The sequence below is a fragment of the Actinomyces sp. oral taxon 448 str. F0400 genome, assembly GCF_000220835.1.
Taxonomy (GTDB): Bacteria; Actinomycetota; Actinomycetes; order Actinomycetales; family Actinomycetaceae; genus Actinomyces.
Genome location: NZ_GL985606.1, coordinates 2,079,862 through 2,097,061, shown reverse-complemented (window position 1 = coordinate 2,097,061; position 17,200 = coordinate 2,079,862). Strand labels below are relative to the sequence as shown.

At 69.2% G+C, this 17,200-nt stretch carries 12 protein-coding genes; 8 read left to right on the top strand and 4 right to left on the bottom strand.

Annotated elements, in window-relative coordinates; all coding sequences use genetic code 11:
* Window positions 1–4 precede the first annotated feature (4 nt).
* From era to uppS, 6 genes are all read left to right on the top strand, one after another.
* Window positions 5–1,141 carry a GTPase Era gene (gene era, locus HMPREF9062_RS08900; protein ID WP_083820044.1) on the top strand — a complete coding sequence of 379 codons (1,137 nt, stop codon included), beginning with the start codon at window positions 5–7 and terminating at the stop codon, window positions 1,139–1,141.
* A gap of 59 nt (window positions 1,142–1,200) precedes the next feature.
* Window positions 1,201–2,946 (top strand): alpha/beta hydrolase, encoded by a 1,746-nt coding sequence (locus tag HMPREF9062_RS08895; protein WP_009749780.1) that lies wholly within the window; start codon window positions 1,201–1,203, stop codon window positions 2,944–2,946.
* Window positions 2,947–3,086: 140 nt separating this feature from the next.
* Complete coding sequence (locus HMPREF9062_RS08890; RefSeq protein ID WP_009749779.1) at window positions 3,087–6,656, top strand: bifunctional proline dehydrogenase/L-glutamate gamma-semialdehyde dehydrogenase; 3,570 nt, start codon at window positions 3,087–3,089, stop codon at window positions 6,654–6,656.
* A 735-nt stretch (window positions 6,657–7,391) separates the two neighbouring features.
* The gene (leuA, locus tag HMPREF9062_RS08880) at window positions 7,392–9,170 is read left to right on the top strand and encodes a 2-isopropylmalate synthase (RefSeq protein WP_009749777.1); all 1,779 of its coding nucleotides are present in this window, start codon (window positions 7,392–7,394) and stop codon (window positions 9,168–9,170) included.
* A gap of 15 nt (window positions 9,171–9,185) precedes the next feature.
* Complete coding sequence (gene recO / locus HMPREF9062_RS08875) at window positions 9,186–9,935, top strand: DNA repair protein RecO (protein ID WP_009749776.1); 750 nt, start codon at window positions 9,186–9,188, stop codon at window positions 9,933–9,935.
* A 1-nt stretch (window position 9,936) separates the two neighbouring features.
* Entirely contained in the window at window positions 9,937–10,749 is an 813-nt protein-coding gene (uppS, locus tag HMPREF9062_RS08870; protein WP_009749775.1) for a polyprenyl diphosphate synthase, read from the top strand.
* Between the two features lie 31 nt (window positions 10,750–10,780).
* Here the strand turns inward: uppS and HMPREF9062_RS08865 are convergent, their stop codons facing one another.
* From HMPREF9062_RS08865 to HMPREF9062_RS08850, 4 genes are all read right to left on the bottom strand, one after another.
* Window positions 10,781–11,221: a Fur family transcriptional regulator gene (locus HMPREF9062_RS08865; protein WP_009749774.1), complete on the bottom strand. Its 441-nt coding sequence runs from the start codon at window positions 11,219–11,221 to the stop codon at window positions 10,781–10,783.
* An 80-nt stretch (window positions 11,222–11,301) separates the two neighbouring features.
* A complete protein-coding gene (locus HMPREF9062_RS08860; RefSeq protein ID WP_009749773.1) occupies window positions 11,302–12,198 on the bottom strand; it encodes a metal ABC transporter permease in 897 nt (298 codons plus the stop codon).
* A complete protein-coding gene (locus tag HMPREF9062_RS08855) occupies window positions 12,195–13,157 on the bottom strand; it encodes a metal ABC transporter ATP-binding protein (RefSeq protein ID WP_009749772.1) in 963 nt (320 codons plus the stop codon). The genes HMPREF9062_RS08860 and HMPREF9062_RS08855 overlap by 4 nt, the downstream gene beginning before the upstream one ends.
* A 30-nt stretch (window positions 13,158–13,187) precedes the next feature.
* Complete coding sequence (locus HMPREF9062_RS08850; protein WP_009749771.1) at window positions 13,188–14,195, bottom strand: metal ABC transporter substrate-binding protein; 1,008 nt, start codon at window positions 14,193–14,195, stop codon at window positions 13,188–13,190.
* A 187-nt stretch (window positions 14,196–14,382) separates the two neighbouring features.
* On the opposite strand from HMPREF9062_RS08850, the gene HMPREF9062_RS08845 reads away from it, so the two are divergent.
* Window positions 14,383–15,774 carry a glycine--tRNA ligase gene (locus HMPREF9062_RS08845; RefSeq protein ID WP_009749770.1) on the top strand — a complete coding sequence of 464 codons (1,392 nt, stop codon included), beginning with the start codon at window positions 14,383–14,385 and terminating at the stop codon, window positions 15,772–15,774.
* Window positions 15,775–15,889: 115 nt separating this feature from the next.
* A complete protein-coding gene (locus tag HMPREF9062_RS08840; RefSeq protein WP_009749769.1) occupies window positions 15,890–17,194 on the top strand; it encodes a YibE/F family protein in 1,305 nt (434 codons plus the stop codon).
* The last annotated feature ends 6 nt before the right edge of the window (window positions 17,195–17,200 follow it).

Genomic DNA, 17,200 nt, shown 5'->3' with positions numbered 1-17,200 from the left:
CACCATGACCGATATCCCCATCCGCCCTCCCGCCGACGCCGGACTCGTGGGCGGCTCCGACGCCTTCGCCGGACCCGATGCGCCCGATGGCTCCGGTGCGTCCGGTTCTCCCGATGAGTCCGGTGGCACCGGGGACCGGATCCTCGACGACGAGGGCGGTGCGGGACCCGACGGCGGCACCCCGCCCGCCTCCGTCCGCGCGAGGCTTGTCGTCCCCGCCTCCCAGGAGGACTTCCGAGCCGGTTTCGCCTGCCTGGTCGGACGCCCCAATGCCGGCAAATCCACCTTGACCAATGCTCTGGTCGGCACGAAGGTCGCCATCACCTCCGGGCGGCCGCAGACCACCCGTCACAACGTGCGCGGCGTCGTCCATCGGGAGTCCTCCCAGCTGGTGCTGGTCGACACTCCCGGCCTGCATCGCCCCAGGACCCTGCTCGGCAGGCGCCTCAACGATCTCGTGCGCGAGACCCTCGTCGACGTCGACGCCATCGTCTTCTGCATCCCCGCCAACGAGAAAGTCGGCCCCGGCGACCGTTTCATCGCACGCGACATAGCCGCCTCGCACGCCCCGATCGTCGTCGCGGTCACCAAGGCCGACACGGTCTCCAAGGAGACGCTGGCTGCCCAGCTTCTGGCCGTCGACGCCCTCGGCCGGTGGGCCGACATCGTCCCCGTCTCGGCCCGGGACGGCTACCAGGTCGATGTCCTGGTCGACGTCCTCGCCTCCCACCTGCCCCTGTCCCCGCCGCTGTACCCCACCGGCGATGTCACTGACGAGCCCCGGGCCGTCATGATCGGTGAGCTCGTTCGCGAGGCCGCCCTGGAGGAGGTGCGCGACGAGTTGCCCCACTCCTTGGCCGTTGTCGTCGACGAGATCCTCGACCCCGCCACGGACACCACCGGTTCGCGGGTCAAGGGCGCCGGAGGCCGCCTCCAGGTGCGCGTGAGCCTTGTCGTCGAACGCGATTCCCAGAAGGCCATCATGATCGGGCGCGGAGGCTCGCGCCTGAAGGAGATCGGCATCGTGGCGCGCAGAGGTATCGAGGAGCTTGTGGGCCGCAAGGTCTATCTCGACCTGCACGTGCGCACCGCCAGGGATTGGCAGTCCGACCCGAAGGCTCTGGCCAGGCTGGGATTCTGAGAGGCCTCATGGCCCGTCGTCATCCCCGAAGGGAGCCCGCCCGCCCGACTGCCGCGGAAATGCGCTCGAGCTGGTCCTGGGCGCGCAGTCTCCCTCGGCGCTCCGTCGAGCTCGTGTCCCTCCTGTGGCGCACGGAGCGGCGTCGCACCGTCCTGGGGCTGCTGGCCGTGCTCGTCGGAGCCGGCGTCCTGGCCGCCCTGGGAGCGGGCGGCGAGACGATCTGGGAGATCCTCGCGACCCTGGGTCTGGGCGCCCTCGTCGTGGCCCTGTCGGCTGGGCACCGCACCGTGGGCTCAGTAGTCGTGGCTCTGCTGAGCCTGAGTCTCATCGGCACTCTCGCCGGCCCGCGCTGGACGCCCGAACCCATGTCCGACCCGCTGGCGCCGACCACCGCCGATACCTCCATCGGGGGCGACGCGACCACCACGGTTCCGGGCGCTTACGACGTGGAGACTTCGACGGTCACCGTCACCCAGGCCGACGGGGAGCGGGTGGATGCCCTGTTGCGCCGTCCCGTCGGCGTTCGGGGACCAGCCCCGGGCGTGGTCTTCCTGCACGGCGCCGGCACGCAGACCATTGAGGGCTTCGCCGAGCAGGCCGGAGCTCTGGCCTCCGCGGGAGTGACGACGCTCGTGCCCTCCAAACCCGTGGAGGATTACTCCCTGACGTCCCGCGACTACCCGGCCATGGCCGCTGACTACGGGCGCAGCGTGGACTACCTGGCCGGCCTGGACGGGGTGGATTCGCGGCGGATCGGTGTTTACGCCGAGTCCGAGGGCGCCATCCCCGCAGTGGTGCTGACCGCCGAGGACGCACGCGTCTCATTCCTCGTGCTGGCCAGCGCCCCGGTGGTGCGGCTGCGCGAGCAGATGGCCCTGGCCGTGGACTCCTACATGCGCAACGTCGGTGTGCCCGAGCCCATGCTCACCATGATTCCGCGCGTCCTGGGATCCGCCGATATCCCCGGCGGCGGCTTCGACTACGCCGACTTCGATTCCGTGCCCTATTTGGAGCGGATCACCGTGCCCGTTCTCATGCTCTACGGCACGGCGGATGCCTCCATGCCGCTGGTCCAGGGGCCGACGACGGTGTGGCAGGCCCTGCAGCGCTCCGGCGACGACGATCTGACCGTGCGCTACTACGCGGGCGCCAATCACGGTCTCAAGTCCGGCACCACCACCGACGGCCCTCTGGCCCCCGGCGTCGCCCGCGACCTGACGCGTTGGGTGACCGGCCTGCCCGCGACTGCCGATGCCGCACCGCATGTCGCCGGCGCCGCTCCCACTCAGGCCTACTGGGCGCGCACCCCCGATCCGACCCGCTGGTACGCCTCGGGCGACCTCATGTTCGCCGCCTTCGTCCTGGGCTTCGGATTACTGGCCCTGGCGGTGCTCCTATGGGGGCTCGGGCAGATGCCGCGCCTGCGCGGCCGCCGGGGCCTCCATCTGCCCGATCCCATCGGTCGTTGGACGGTCTCCCTGGCTCTGAGCATCGTGGCCTCCTGGGTGATGTACGCCGCCTACATCCTGGGCGTGGCGTCCCTGGCGATGAGTTACCGCACCAATCATCTGTTCTCCTACGGCGGCTGGATGGTCGTCCAGGCCGTCGCCATGGGCACCGTTGTCCTGGAGGTCAAGCTCACTCAACGCGTCTGGCTCATGCGCGGTCATGTGCACCATGGGCGTGGGGAGGGCGGCCCCTGGCTGACCGTGCCGGCGGCCTGCGTCCTGGGCTCCGCTCTGACCGGCACGGCGATCCTCCTGGCCGCATTGGCCTACTGGGGTCTGTTCCCCATTCTGTACTGAACGTAAGTGGTCCTGCCGACAGTCCCGCATCGAGAGCCTGCGTCGGGTTCGGGAACCGGTCGGTTCCTGTTTCTTCCCACGAGGAAGGCGGCATACGGCACACTTGGAGACGTCCTGTTCTCGACCCAGGAGTGCTACGCATGCCAGCCACCGTCGATCATCCGCTGTCCCACGATATCGAGCGCGTCTGCCCCGAGAATCTCTGGGATCTCGGAGAGAAGGCGACTGCCCGCGCGCGTCACTGGGCCGACGAGTCCGCCTCCCAACCCGTGCCTCGTACCGCTCGACTCCTGGCGCGGATCCTGTCCGACCCCGATGGTCTGAGCTTCACCACCCGCTTCGTCGACGACGTCGTGCGGCCCGCCGACCTCGACGTCGCCAGCCGCGCCCTATCGCGTCTGGCCGCCTCGCGCACCGACTTTCTGCCGGCCTCGCTGGCCGGGGCCCTGGGACTGGGTGGCCGGGCGACCCGACTGGCCCCGCGCACCGTGACCACTGTGGCGCGCCGCGTCTTCCGCGAGCTCGTCGGCGATCTTGTCATCGACGCCACCGACAGGGGGCTGGGTCCCGCCCTGGCCCGGCTGCGCGCCAGCGGCAACCGCCTGAACGTCAACCTGCTGGGCGAGGCCGTCCTGGGGGACAGGGAGGCCGCTCGGCGCCTGGCTGAGGTCTCCCGCCTCGTGGTCCGCGACGACGTCGACTACGTCTCCGTCAAGGTTTCGGCCGTCACCGGTCCCCACAACCCGTGGGGCTTCGAGGAGGTCGTCGCCCATGGAGTCGAGGTGCTCACGCCCCTGTACCGCCTGGCCCGGGATCACGGCACCTTCCTCAACCTTGACATGGAGGACTACAAGGACCTCGATCTGACCATCGCCGTTTTCACCGCCATCCTCGACCAGGAGGACCTGGCCGGCTACGAAGCCGGCATTGTGCTGCAGGCCTACCTCCCGGACTCCCTGGCCGCCATGGAGCGTCTCCAGGACTGGGCCGCGGCCCGTGTGGACGCCGGCGGGTCGCGCATCAAGGTGCGTGTGGTCAAGGGCGCCAACCTGTCCATGGAACGGGTCGATGCCGCCCTCCACGACTGGCGACTGGCCACCTGGCCGACCAAGCGGGCCACGGATACGAGTTACAAGCGCATCCTCACCTGGGCCATGACCCCTGAGCGCACCCGGGCGGTCCGTCTGGGCGTAGCCGGGCAGAACCTGTTCGACATCGCTTTCGCCTATGAGCTGCGAGCCGCTCGGGGCGTGGAGGACAGCGTCGAGTTCGAGATGCTCGCGGGCATGGCCACCGACCTGCAGGAGGTCGTGCGTCGGGAGGTCGGCCGCCTCCTGCTGTACGTGCCCGTGGTCGACCCCGACGAGTTCGATGTCGCCATCTCCTACCTCGTGCGTCGTCTGGAGGAGAACGCGGCGCCGGAGAACTTCATGTCGGGCGTCTTCGATCTGGCTGCGGATGAGGCCGTCTTCGCCCGCGAGCAGAACCGCTTCCTGGATGCTCTAGCCGACCTGGCCCCCGACGCCCCCATCCCGGCGCCCAACCGGACCCAGGACCGGTGCGCCGAGCGCGAGGCGGGTGCGCCCGTCGAGACGACGATGTCCCCCGGGCCCGGCCGTCGGCCCTTCGCCTCGACCCCGGACTCCGACCCCTCCCTGGCCGCCAACCGCCGCTGGGCCCGCGACATCGCCGCCGCTGTCCCCACCTCCGAGCGGGGGATCGCTCAGGTCGAGGCGGGCGCCGCCCGTATGGAGACCGCCGAGGAGGTCGACGCGGTTGCGGAAACGACCGCGGCCGCCGCCGCGGTGTGGCGACGCCGCGACCCCGCGGAGAGGGCCGCCGTCCTGAACCGGGTCGGGGACGTCCTGGCCGCCCGCCGAAACGAGCTCATCGAGGTAGCCGCCTCCGAGACCGGCAAGACCATCGACCAGTCCGACCCCGAGGTCAGCGAGGCCATCGATTTCTGCCGCCACTACGCCGAGACCTCGCTGCTCCTGCACGATTCGGCGCACATGACGGGCGCCCGTTTCGTCCCGGTGGACCTGACCGTGGTCGCCTCCCCGTGGAACTTCCCGCTGGCGATCCCCACCGGGGGCGTGGCGGCGGCGCTGGCCGCGGGCAGTGCCGTCATCCTCAAGCCGGCGCCCCCGGCCAAGCGCTGCGCGGCCGAACTCGTGCGCGCCTTTCACGACGCCGGCCTGCCCGAGGACCTTGTGGTCCTGGCCCCGCTCGACGACGGCGATGTTTCGCGCCATCTGGTGACCCACGAGCGAGTCGACCGGGTGATCCTCACCGGCTCCTACGACACCGCACGGCTCTTCCGCTCCTGGAAACCGGACATGCATCTGCTGGGGGAGACCAGCGGCAAGAACTCCCTCATCATCACTCCCTCGGCCGATCCGGATCTGGCGGTGCGCGACGTCGTCGCCTCCGCCTTCGCCCACGCCGGGCAGAAGTGCTCAGCGAGTTCCCTGCTCATCCTGGTCGGCTCTGCCGGGGCCTCGGAGCGCATTGCCCGTCAGCTGGTGGATGCCACCGCCTCCCTGCGGGTGCGCAGCCCCGAGCACCTGGACTCCCAGGTCGGACCTCTCGTGGTCCCCGACGACGTCAAGGCGTTGCGGGGCTTGACGACGCTGGGCTCCGGCGAGCGGTGGGTGCTGACCCCGCGCGATCTGGGCGATGGCCTGTGGCGTCCGGGCATCCGTGTGGGCGTCACACCCGGCAGCGAGTTCCATCTCACCGAGTACTTCGCCCCCGTGCTGGGCGTCATGCGCGTGGGGACGCTGCAGGAGGCCATCGACGCCGTCAACGCCGTCGATTACGGCTTGACGTCCGGACTGCACACCCTCGATGCCGAGGATCTCGCCGTGTGGTTGGAGGATGTCGAGGCCGGGAATCTTTACGTCAACCGCGGCATCACCGGCGCGATCGTGCGCCGTCAGCCCTTCGGCGGGTGGAAGCGGTCGGCCATCGGGACGACGGCCAAGGCCGGAGGCCCCTCCTACCTGCTCGGTCTGGGCGAGGTCGTGCCGGCCGCCGGTCAGGATCACGAGACCGCCTACGAGGGCCACCACGTTCTGGCGACCACTCTGGATGGCCGTGTGTCCGCTCTCTACGATGCTGTGCGTACCCAGCTGGACCGGCACGACATGACCGAACTGCGTCGCGCCCTCGTAGCCGACGCCGAAGCATGGGACGTCCAGTACGGGGCGGCCCGGGATGTCACCGGGCTCGCCTGCGAGCGCAATGTGCTGCGCTACCGGCCCACGACGGTCGTCGTACGGGCCGGAAGCGGGACTCATCTGGCCGACCTGGTGCGCGTCATGGCGGCCGGTGTGCGCGCGAGCGGTTTCGTGAGCCTGTCCGTGGCCGCCGAGCTGCCGGTCGGATTGGCGGATGCACTGGTCGCCGCCGGCGTCGAGGTGAACGTCGAGGCGCCGGGGGTGTGGAACGCCCGACTGACCGATCTGGCGGCCTCCGGGGCTCTCGGGCTGCGCGTGCGCATCCTGGGCCCGCGCGGGCAGACCGCCGAGTCCCGGTGGCGCGAGGCGAGTCGCCTGATCGGCGGGAGTCCGGACGTTCGCCTGTACACAGGGGCCGTGACGACCTGCCCGCACACTGAGCTCCTGCCCTTCCTCCGCGAGCAGGCGGTATCCGTCACCGCCCACCGCTTCGGCACACCCCTCGACCTGGCCGAAGGTCTCCTGTAGACCGGCATGTGTTTATGGCACCCTGACGGAACCGGGTGACAGCGAGCGGACGTGTGGTGCCCTCTCCGCGTTCCCCGGGGCGTGGCCTGATCGCGTTTAGGACCCGGCCCGGTTCGCCTAGAGTATGAGCCAGGGGGTGACGACCGCTGCTCATGGGTCCGCGGGCGGTTGGCGGATGGTGATCATCGGGGGCGGCGGGTCCGGGCGTGGCCAGTGAGGCGATGCAGACGAGCATCACGGCTCGCCTGCCGATCCGCCTCGTTGCCGATCGACCACAGGCGGCGATCATGGACCTCAGTGCGGGGGCAGAAGCGTGGGCCCCGCCGAGTACGACGCGCATCCTCGGTCTTCAGACATGGACGCTCTGGTTCGGGGAACTCGTCGAGGGAGAAGATCGACTTCACGGGCGCGTCGAAGTGGCGGGCGGGGCCGGTTCGGCCGGCCGCCGTCATGACCGTGAGCCGGGCGAGACGGGCGGACTGAGCGCTCGGAGCGCGTTCGGTGTCGGAGATGTCCGCCGGCCGCGTGTCACCGACCTGCGCCCGGGCGTGGAACGCGGTAACGTCATCCCCGTGCGAGCGACCCCGCGACTCCAGGCGAGTCTGCTGCTTAGTCGCCGCGGCGGGGCCTGACCGGGCCGGCACCCCGACCGCGGCTCATTCGCGTTGCCAGCCACCGGGAGAGCACCCGCCCTGCGGTGCCTCTCGAGCAGACGCTCACCCCTAGGAGAACACCATGCGCACCGCTCACCCCGCACCCCAGCAGCCCTCCGGGATGCCTTTCGGCAAGTACGTGCCCTTCCTCGACACCGTCGACACGTCCCTGCCCGATCGCACCTGGCCGGACAGGCGCATCACCGCCGCCCCCCGCTGGCTGAGCACCGATCTGCGCGACGGCAACCAGAGTCTCATCGAGCCCATGGGGCCGACGGCCAAGCGCGCGATCTTCGACCTGCTCGTACGCATGGGCTTCAAGGAGATTGAGGTCGGCTTCCCCGCCGCCTCTCAGACCGATTACGATTTCGTGCGCTCCCTGGTGGAGGACGACGCCATCCCCGATGATGTCACCATCTCGGTGCTCACCCAGTCGCGCGGCGACCTCATCGACCGCACTCTGGACGCCTGCGTCGGTATGCCGCGCGCCACCGTCCACCTCTACAACGCCCTGTCGCCTCTGTTCCGTCGGGTCGTCTTCCGGATGAGCCGCGACGACATTCGCGAGCTCGCCATCGACGGCACTCGTCAGATCATGGCGCGGGCCGAGAAAGTCCTCACCGACGAGACGATCTTCGGCTACGAGTACTCCCCGGAGATCTTCATCGACACCGAGCGCGACTACACACTTGACGTGTGCGAGGCCGTCATGGGCGTGTGGCAGCCCGCGGACAACCGCGAGATCATCCTCAACCTGCCTGCGACCGTGGAGCGAGCCACCCCCAACGTTTACGCCGACCAGATCGAGTGGATGAATCGCTCCCTCTCCCACCGCGAGAACGTCTGCCTGTCCCTGCACAACCACAATGACCGCGGCTCCGCCGTCGCCGCCGCCGAGCTCGGTCTGCTGGCCGGAGCCGACCGCGTCGAGGGCTGCCTGTTCGGCCACGGGGAGCGCACCGGGAACGTCGATCTGGTCACGCTCGCCCTCAACCTTTTCAGCCAGGGCGTGGACCCCATGCTCGACCTGTCCGACATCGATGAGATCCGCCGCACGGTGGAGCGTTCGACTCAGATGGATGTGCCGCCCCGCACCCCCTACGCCGGCGAGCTCGTTTACACCTCCTTCTCCGGCTCCCACCAGGACGCCATCAAGAAGGGCTTTGCCGCCCGGGCCGAAGCCATCGAGGCCGCGAGGGCCGAGAATCCGGACGGTGCGGCCGCCGAGGCCGCGGTGCCGTGGACCATGCCGTACCTGCCCATCGATCCTCACGACGTGGGTCGCTCCTATGAGGCCGTCGTGCGCGTCAATTCCCAGTCTGGCAAGGGCGGGGTCGCCTACTTGCTCAAGCAGGCTCACAAGGTGGATCTGCCCCGTCGTCTCCAGATCGAGTTCTCCCGTATCGTTCAGCGTCACACCGACATTTACGGGGGCGAGGTGGACGCCGAGGGCATGTGGTCGATCTTCGCCGACGAGTACCTGCCTGCGGCGGCCGTGCCGGACGCCGAGCTCCCCGCCTGGGGGCGCTTCTCGCTCAGGGGCGCCACGTTGACCACCGCCAGCGAGGGCGAGTCGATCCTCACCGTGACGATCGCCGACGGCCAGGATCGCAAGCTTTTGACGGCCTCCGGCAATGGTCCGCTCGACGCCTTCGTCACTGCTCTGGAGCAGACGGGCGTGCACGTGCGGATTCTCGACTACGTCGAGCACGCGCTCAGCGAGGGCCGCGATGCGAGGGCCGCCTCCTACGTCGAGTGCGAGGTCGGCGGTCAAGTGCTGTGGGGCGTCGGTATTGACCCGTCGATCACGACCTCCTCCTTCAAGGCCGTCATCTCCGCCGTCAACCGCGCGCTGCGCTGACGGGGCGAGCTGGGCGTGCCCGAGCGGCTCTACCGGGATGAGGCCGTCATCCTGCGCACCTATAAGCTGGGGGAGGCCGACCGCATCGTGGTCATCCTCACCCGCGCTCATGGGCAGGTGCGCGCCGTCGCCAAGGGGGTGCGACGCACGACCTCGCGCTTCGGCGCCCGGCTGGAGCCCTTCTCCATGGTCGATCTCCAGCTGCATCACGGGCGAGCTCTCGACGTGGTCACCCAGGTCGAAACGCTTCATCCTTTCGCACGCTCCATCGCAGGCGACTACGCCGTCTTCACCTGCGCCTCCACCATGGTTGAGACGGCAGAGCGGCTTACGGCCGACGGCGGTGATCTGGGCACCGCCGATTCGCCCCAGCAGTACCTTCTGCTCTACGGCGCTCTGTACGCCCTCGCTCGGGCGCGCCATGCGCCTGGGCTCGTGCTGGATTCCTATCTCCTGCGCGCCCTGGCACTGGCCGGGTGGGCGCCGTCGTGCTACGACTGCGCCCGCTGCGGCGCGCCCGGGCCGCATGCGGCCTTCCACGTCCAAGCCGGCGGGGCGGTGTGCTCCGCCTGCCGACCCGCCGGAGCCGTCGACGTCGACCCTGGGACGATGGCTCTGCTGGGGGCGCTGCTCAGTGGGGACTGGGACGTGGCCGACGCCTCCACTGGGCGGGAGCGGGCGCAGGCGTCCGGGATCGTGTCGGCGTACGTGACCTGGCACCTCGAGCGCCGCCTGCGCTCCCTCTCCCTCGTCGAAAGGGTCTGATGTGACCGATCAGTCCTCCGCTGCGTCGGACGATCCGGGATCCGACGGCGCGGTCCCCCTGCATCGGCCGGGCCTGACTCCGCCCGAGCTGCCTGCCCGATCGATCCCCGCTCACGTCGCCTGCGTCATGGACGGCAATGGACGCTGGGCCAACGCGCGCGGTCTGCCGCGCACCGAAGGGCACCGCGTGGGGGAGTCGACCATGATGGACGTCATCGCGGGCGCCGTCGAGATCGGTGTCGGGGAACTGAGCGTGTACGCCTTCTCCACCGAGAATTGGAAGCGTTCCCCCTCCGAGGTCCGCTTCCTCATGGGGTTCACCCGCACCGTGCTGCGCGCCCAGACCGACGATCTGCTGGCGTGGGGTGTGCGCGTCAACTGGGTGGGGCGCGAGCCGCGCCTGTGGAAGTCGGTCCTATCCGAAGTGCGCCGCTCCGAGCGCATGACCGCGGGCAATGAGACGCTCGTGCTCAACATGTGCCTGAACTACGGGGGGCGCGCCGAGATCGCCGACGCCGCTCGGGCGATCGCCCGCGACGTCGATGCCGGACGGATCAAGGCCTCGGCGGTGACGGAGAGGACCGTCCGTCGCTACCTGTACTCACCGGCCATGCGCGACGTCGATCTGCTCATCCGCACCGGTGGCGAGCAACGCACGAGTAACTTCCTCTTGTGGGAGGCGGCCTACGCCGAACTGTACTTCTCGGATCTGCCCTGGCCCGAGTTCGACCGTGTCCAGCTGTGGCGGGCTTGCAAGGCCTACGCTGACCGTGACCGCCGCTTCGGCGGGGCGGTGGACGGCGTGCGGTCGTGAGTACGACGGTGCGACCGCGCGTCGACGCGGATCAGACGTCCTCGTCGGCCTTGGATGAGCACCGGGGGCACAGACCGAAGAATTCGGCGGTGTGCTCCATCGCCGTGAAACCGTGCTTCGCGGATACTCGCGTGATCCAGGCCTCGAGTTCTCCGCCGCTGACTTCGACGGTGCGCCCGCATGAGCGGCACACGATGTGGTGATGGTGCTCGGGGTGCTCGCAGGATCGGTAGAGGGTCTCCCCCTCGATGCTGCGCACCTGGTCGACTTCGCCGGCCTCGGCCATGGCCGTTAGGTTGCGGTAGACCGTCGCCAGGCCCACTTTCGTCCCCTCCGCCTCGAGGGCGGCGTGGATCTGCTGGGCGGAACGGAACTCCGCAGTGCGTGTGAGGATGTCGGTGACCGCGGCGCGCTGTCGGGTCGCCCTGGGGCGTGCCGAGGTGGAACCCGCGGTGCTGCGGCTCGTGGTCATGGCTGCGTCTCCTGGAGGATGGTGCTCATCGGCGGCAAGTGCGTGCGGGCGTGGTCCGCATGGGCGGACTGGAGAGTGTCTCACCCCCCTGAGGGGCTCAGCGCCTTGGGTGCGACTCGTGTCAGCAGGCGCACCAGCGCGGTGATGACGGCGACGACGGCGTAGCCGGCGACGAGGAGCACGACGATCATGGCTCCGGGGGAGGCGGCCACGATGTAGGTGATCGTCAGACCGGTTACACAAGCCAGGACGCCAATGGTCATGGCCAGGCGCATCGTCCGGGCGAAGGAGTGGGAGACCAGCTGGGCGATGGCGACCGGGACGATCATGACGGCCGAGACGAGCAGCGCGCCGACCACCCGCATCGAGACCGATACGGTCAGAGCGGCGACGACGGCCACGGTCACGTTGAGTGCGCCGGTGGGCAGGCCGCTCGCGCGGGCGAATTCCTCGTCGTGACTCAGGGCGAACAGCGGTCCGCGCAGTCCCAGGCCGATGAGGAGCACTCCGATGGCCAGCACGATGGTGAACCAGGTGTCGGAGACCGAGACGGTGGCGATCGACCCGAAGAGGTAGCTTGTGAGGTTGGTTGTCGTGCCGCCAGCGAACTTGATGAGGATGACTCCGCCGGCGATGCCTCCGTAGAAGAGGATCGCCAGGGCTACGTCCCCGCGAGTGCGGCCGCGGGCGCGGATGATTTCGATGAGGACGGCGCCGATGACGCTGATGACGATCGCGCCGGGGACGGCGAGCGCATCGTGCGGGGTGACGTTGGCGGCCGCACCGCCGATCCAGCCCAGCGCCACCCCGGTCAGGGCGATGTGGCCGATGCCGTCGCCCAGTAGTGCCAGGCCGCGCTGGACGAGGTAGGTGCCGACCACTGGTGCGGACAGACCGACGAGGACGGCCACGATGAAGGCGCGCTGCATGAGGGGGCTGGCGAACATGTCGCTGAGTGAGCTCAGGAGTGCGGTCATGAGACGATTCCCCGGTCGGGTGCGGAGGTCGATAGGACCGGCGCATGGTGGACGGCGGGTTGGTTCGCGCCGTGGCGGTGCTCGTGCTCGCAGTCCTCGCCGTGGTCATGACCGAGCTCATCGTGCCTGGCATGGTCGTGATGCGAGGGGGTCACCCCGGTGGCCGGGCCGTCGGAGATGATGCGCCCCTCGGACAGGACGACTGCGCGCGTGACGACGTCGGTCAGCTCTCCCATCTCGTGCAGGACCGTCACCAGGGTGAGTCCCCGGGCGTGCAGGTCGGTCAGGATGGCGGCCAGGGACTGGCGCGAGGCGCGGTCGATGCCGGCCAGCGGCTCGTCGAGCAGCAGCAACTGGGGTGAGCGCACCAGGGCTCGGGCGATGAGGACGCGCTGAGCCTGACCGCCCGAGAAGATCTGGACGTGGTCCTTGGCGCGGTGCGCCAGGCCGACGGCGTCCAGGGCGTCCATGGCCCGTGCACTCGCGCGGCGGCCGCGGTCGGCGAGGGGGTGCCTAGGGGACAGGAGTCCGGAGCGCACGACCTCCAGAGCGGTGGCGGGCACGCCCGAACCGGCGCCCACGCGCTGGGGCACGTAGCCGACCCGGTCCCAGGGCACATGGCGGCGTCGAGTGACGTCGTGGCCGAAGAGACGTACCCGTCCGGATCGAGTCGGGTGCAGACCGAGGACGGTCTTGATCAGGGTGGACTTGCCCGAGCCGTTGGCACCGAGAATGGCGACCGATTCGCCTTCGACCACGGTCAGGTCGACGGCGTCGAGAACGAGGCTGGCGCCCAGGACGACGCAGGCGTCCCGGACGGTGATGACCTCGACCCGGCTGGGGCCGGGCACGGCGGACGAAACGGCTGGGCCGGGCACGGCGGACGACGCCGCCCGGGTGGTTCCGGGCGGCGTCGGTGCGGGCCCGGTTGCGGCCGGGCGTGCGGGGGTGGCGGTCATGGGTTCCTTCAGGGTTGGCGCCTGGTGCGTTTACTTGCAGGACAGGGCGGTGCGCAGCTCGCCCAGGTTGGTCCTCATCGCTTCAGCGTAGTCACTGCTTTCGGGTTGGGACTCGATGGGGTTGAGGACAGCGGTCGTGGCACCGGTCTCGTTGGCGATGGTTTCGGCGGTTTCGGGAGAGACGAGCTCCTCGGTGAAGATCGTGGTGGTGCCAGTGGATTGGACGACTTCCTTGATGTCGGCGATCTCGGCGAGGCTGGGCTCGGCCTCGGGCTCGATGCCGGAGATCGAGGCCTGGGTCAGGCCGTAGCGGTCGGCGAGATACCCGAAGGCGGAGTGCGAGGTGACGAAGGTGGTGCGCTCGCAGCTGCCCAGGCTCTGGGAGTAGCTGGTGTCGAGGTCGTCGAGAGATGCGTCGAGGGTGTCGAGGTTGTTCTTGTAGGAGCTGGCGTGGTTGGGGTCGGCTGTGGCCAGGGCTTCCTCGATGGCGGTGGCGGCGGACTTCATGCGCACCGGGTCGAGCCAGAAGTGAGGATCGAGAGCCTCCGCGCTGTCGGCGCCGTGGTCGTGGCCCTCGTCGGTCGCCTCGGCGGTGGCGCCGTCGGTCTCCTCGCCGTCCTCGTGCTCCTCGCTGTCCTCGTGGTGGACAAGATCGATCGAGCTCGCGAGGTCGAGCACCGTGGGGCCCGAGACTTGGCTGATCGCATCGTCGAGGGAGGGCTGGAAACCCTGGACGTAGGCGACCAGTTGGCTGGAGGACAGGGCGGTCACGTCCTTGGGGGACAGCTCGTAGTCGTGCGGCTCGGTGTTGGTGGGGGTGACGCTGGTGACAGAGACGTAGTCGCCGCCGATGGCTTCGGTGAGGTACTGGATCGGATAGAAGGAGACGGCGACGGACAGGGCGCCCTCGGCGTCCGCCGGGGCGCTCGTGTCGGAGGAGTCCGAGGACGAGGACAGGGCGGAGCAGGCGGCCAGCGGCAGGGTCAGTGCCGCGACGGCGACGACGGACAGAGCACGGCGGACGGTGGGAGCGGTCATGAGCCCTATTCTCGAATTGAGAATTATTATCAGTCAAATTGTCCGGCCCTGCGATCCGAGAGTGTGGCGAGTCCAACTCCGCGTCACCTGATCGGTGGGCGGGGCCCTCGTGCCCGTAGGATGACCGCACTCGTTCCCACCGACCAGGTGCGGACAACGACGGCATGACAGTATCAGGAGAAACACGGTGGCACAGACCTCCTCCACGCTCGAACGCGTCATCAACCTGGCCAAGCGCCGCGGCTTCGTCTTCCCCTGCGGGGAGATCTACGGTGGTACCCGCTCCGCCTGGGACTACGGACCGCTCGGCGTCGAGCTCAAGGAGAACATCAAGCGTCAGTGGTGGCAGTCCATGGTCCGCTCCCGCGACGACGTCGTCGGACTGGATTCCTCCGTCATCCTGCCGCGCGAGGCGTGGGTCGCCTCCGGGCATGTGGGCGCATTCACCGACCCGCTCGTGGAGTCCCTCCATACGCACAGACGCTACCGCGCCGACCAGCTCATCGAGGAGTACGCCGAGCGCAAGGGTCTGGATCCCGCGACCATCGAGCTCGCCGACGTGCCCGACCCGGTGACCGGGCAGAGCGGCCGGTGGACCGAGCCGCGTGAGTTCTCCGGCCTGCTCAAGACCTACCTCGGTCCTGTCGACGACGAGGCCGGCCTGCACTACCTGCGTCCTGAGACGGCTCAGGGCATCTTCATCAACTTCACCAACGTCATGAGTGCCGCTCGAAAGAAGCCGCCCTTCGGCATCGGCCAGGTCGGCAAGTCCTTCCGCAACGAGATCACCCCGGGCAACTTCATCTTCCGAACCCGCGAGTTCGAGCAGATGGAGCTGGAGTTCTTCTGCGAACCGGGCACCGACGAGCAGTGGCATCAGTACTGGATCGACTACCGCAGGGCCTGGTACACCGACCTGGGGATTAGTGAGGGCAACCTGCGCCTTTACGAGCACCCCGCCGAGAAGCTCTCCCATTACTCCAAGCGCACTGTGGACCTGGAGTACCGCTTCGGCTTCGCCGGATCGCAGTGGGGCGAGCTCGAGGGCATTGCCAATCGCACCGACTTCGACCTGTCCACCCATGCCGAGCACTCCGGCAAGGATCTGTCCTATTTCGACCAGGCCAGGAACGAGCGCTGGGTGCCCTACGTCATCGAGCCGTCGGCGGGTCTGACTCGCTCCCTGATGGCCTTCCTGGTCGAGGCCTACACAGAGGATGAGGCCCCCAACACCAAGGGCGGGGTGGACATGCGCACCGTCCTGCGGCTCGACCCGCGACTCGCGCCCGTCAAGGCCGCCGTCCTGCCGCTGAGCCGCAAGGAGGAGCTCACCGGTCCTGCTCGGGAGCTCGCCGCGCGTCTGCGCCGGCGCTGGAACGTGGACTACGACGCCGCCGGCGCCGTCGGCCGTCGTTACCGTCGCCAGGACGAGGTCGGTACGCCCTTCTGCGTCACCTACGATTTCGAGTCGCCCGACGACGGCGCCGTCACCGTGCGCGAGCGCGACACCATGGCTCAGGAGCGCATTCCGCTTCAGGACGTCGAGCGCTACCTCGCCGAGCGCCTCATCGGTTGCTGAGAGGCGGTCCCCGCCGGCGCGAGTGCGGCGGCGTCGGGAGGAAACGGTGCCTCGCGCTTAGGGACGCCCCAGCGTCGCTCCTGCGGCTCGGGACCGGTGCGGGCATCATGGACCCATGAACGATGATGAGGTCCCTGCGCCCGTTTCCCCGGCGCCCGCGGGCACGAGCAGTCGCTCCCGCGGCCGGTTCCGCGCCTTTGGCGGGGCGAGCGCCCCCGCACCCGAGCGGCGGCGCGTGCGCGTCGTGCTGGCCGCGATCATGGGACCCATCGTGGTCGCCACGCTCGTCGGCCTCGTGGTGCTGTGGCCCGGCAAGAGCTCATTGGTCGGCTCCCAGCCCTTCGGCGCCGAGGGGACCGGCATGGAGACCGCGACGATCACGTCGACCTCGGTGGCGGACTGCGAGGGGGCCGCCAGACCGCTGGGCGGCTACTCCGATGACAGTCTGCTGGATGACGCCGTGTGCGCCCGCATTACTTCGGGCGACGGCGAGGGTCTCGTCCAGCCGGTGCACGTGCCCGCCGAGTTCAGGGACAGCGCGAACGTCGGCGACGGCCTGCGAGTCATGTACACCCCCTCGGCGCTGGCCTCGGGCACGCCTTACGTCTTCGTCGACTACCAGCGTCAGGTCCCCGTGCTCGCGCTGTCGATCGTCTACCTCGTGCTCGTCGTGGCGGTCGCCGGTCGCAGGGGCGCCCTGTCCGTCCTAGGCCTGATCCTGGCGACGTGCGTTCTCATGTTCTTCATGATCCCGGCCCTGCTCGACTTGGCCCCGCCGATGTGGGTGGCTCTCGTGGGCGCTGGCGCCATGATGCTGCTGGCGGTCTACACCGCTCACGGCATCTCGGTGCGCACGACGACGGCTCTGCTGGGCACCGTCGTCGGCGTGGTGATTATGGTCGTACTATCCCTGTGGGGCGTGAACGCGGCGAACCTGACCGGCGCGAACGAGGAGTCGGCTCTCACGCTGGCCTCACTCGTGCCGGGCCTGAGCCTGCGGGCGCTGTTGACCTGCGGGATGGTCGTCGCCGGCCTCGGCGTGCTCAACGACGTCACCATCACCCAGGCCTCGTCCGTATGGGAGTTGCACGCCGCCAACCCGTCGCTCGGTCGCGCGCGCCTGTTCACCGGCGGTATGCGCATCGGGCGCGACCATATCGCCTCGACCGTCTACACGCTCGCTTTCGCCTATGCGGGAACCGCCCTGCCATTGATCCTGGCGGCCTCGCTCATCGATCGAGGTGTAAGCGAGACGATGCTCTCGGGTGAGATCGCCGAGGAGATCGTTCGCACGCTCGTGTCCTCCATCGGGCTGGTGCTCGCGATCCCGGCGACGACTGCGATCGCCGCACTGCTGTGTCGCATTACTGCCGGTCCCCCCTCCGCGCCGATCAGATCCGCAGCCGCGGTCGATCGATGACCGCGA